At 34.4% G+C, this 1,190-nt stretch carries 1 protein-coding gene; it reads right to left on the bottom strand.

The features are described from left to right. Window positions 1-493: 493 nt before the first annotated feature. Window positions 494-640: a hypothetical protein gene (locus ACJDTP_RS27370; protein ID WP_180277937.1), complete on the bottom strand. Its 147-nt coding sequence runs from the start codon at window positions 638-640 to the stop codon at window positions 494-496. Window positions 641-1,190: the final 550 nt, after the last annotated feature.

Here is a 1,190-nt window from a genome sequence, read left to right as displayed (position 1 = left end):
TAAGTATAGTTGACTCAACTGGTAATCAAAAATTTTATAACAGATTCGATACTGAAAATGAATCTATAAATTTAGGTTTTATTAATAATGCTGATCTTATAGCAATAGTTGGTAAGGGGGAAATAGCCATTACTTTTTCTAAATAAATAGAAATTTAACATATATTCTATTCTTTAATATCGTGTATTAAAGTTTTAATTTTGAGATATTTATAAATACTCTCATTCAAAAAAGTTTTTGTGGACTACGCTCTATAAGAACATTATTTTTATCAACTACTACGCACTTTCTACAGACTATGCATTACTGTTCTTAATATTAAATTACTTTTATTCCGCGAGGCGCCGTCAATGTGCATGCTTTTCTGCCTGTCCTTATTAGTAATTAGTGTTATTGAAGCGCAAGAAACCGAATCACTAAAAATAATTTCCTTGTTAATATCTATTCTATTATTTTTAGTGATTGGATTTCTTAAGCGGAAAGAACGCCATTGCTAAAAAGGACTAGCAGGTAAGCAAGCACATTGTGGACCTGCCCTCACCTTCCAATAATCCTTATCTCTATACTGTGAGGGCAAGTCCAAGGCGCCCTTTTTCTTATGCGTATGCATCACTTCTCCATAAATCATGTAATTAACCAAATAGGACCTCTCCATAATCTTTAGAATAACACCTTATATTTATACCATTTTATTATTGCATAGGATTTAAGGCGCAGCCTTTAATCCTATCACCACACTAAAAACAACATCTGAAGAAAGTGCCAATGTAATACCAGAAGCGGCGCTTCTGGGTATTACGTATTGACTCTTTATGGAGTTAGAATTTAGAAGTAAATTTAAAGGATCCTCTTTGAAAAGAAAAACATTAAATTTCTCTTCCCATTCTCACATTTCAACAAAAACTCTTATCTGCGCATGCAGCATTATCTCCAGTATCACAAAGAAGGCATGTACATTTAGCTAAATAACGTTTCCCGAAGTGTGCAAGCCCCTTGTGGGCTTGTATCATTTACGGGACAACGACTTATCTTAGCGAAGTGTGCTTGCCTTCTTGCGCTCCATCGGGTACCCAAACAAAGGACTAGTCTAATGCTTAGAACTTCTTGACTTAGATGAAGTTGGAGCTTGCCGGAAGTGCGACTTGTTTCTAAGTGAAAAACTTAGACTAATTAGTTGATTAAATTCAGAA

The sequence above is a fragment of the Candidatus Clostridium helianthi genome (assembly GCF_045310795.1).
GTDB lineage: Bacteria > Bacillota > Clostridia > Clostridiales > Clostridiaceae > Clostridium > Clostridium helianthi.
This window is presented reverse-complemented; position numbering and strand designations above follow the sequence as displayed.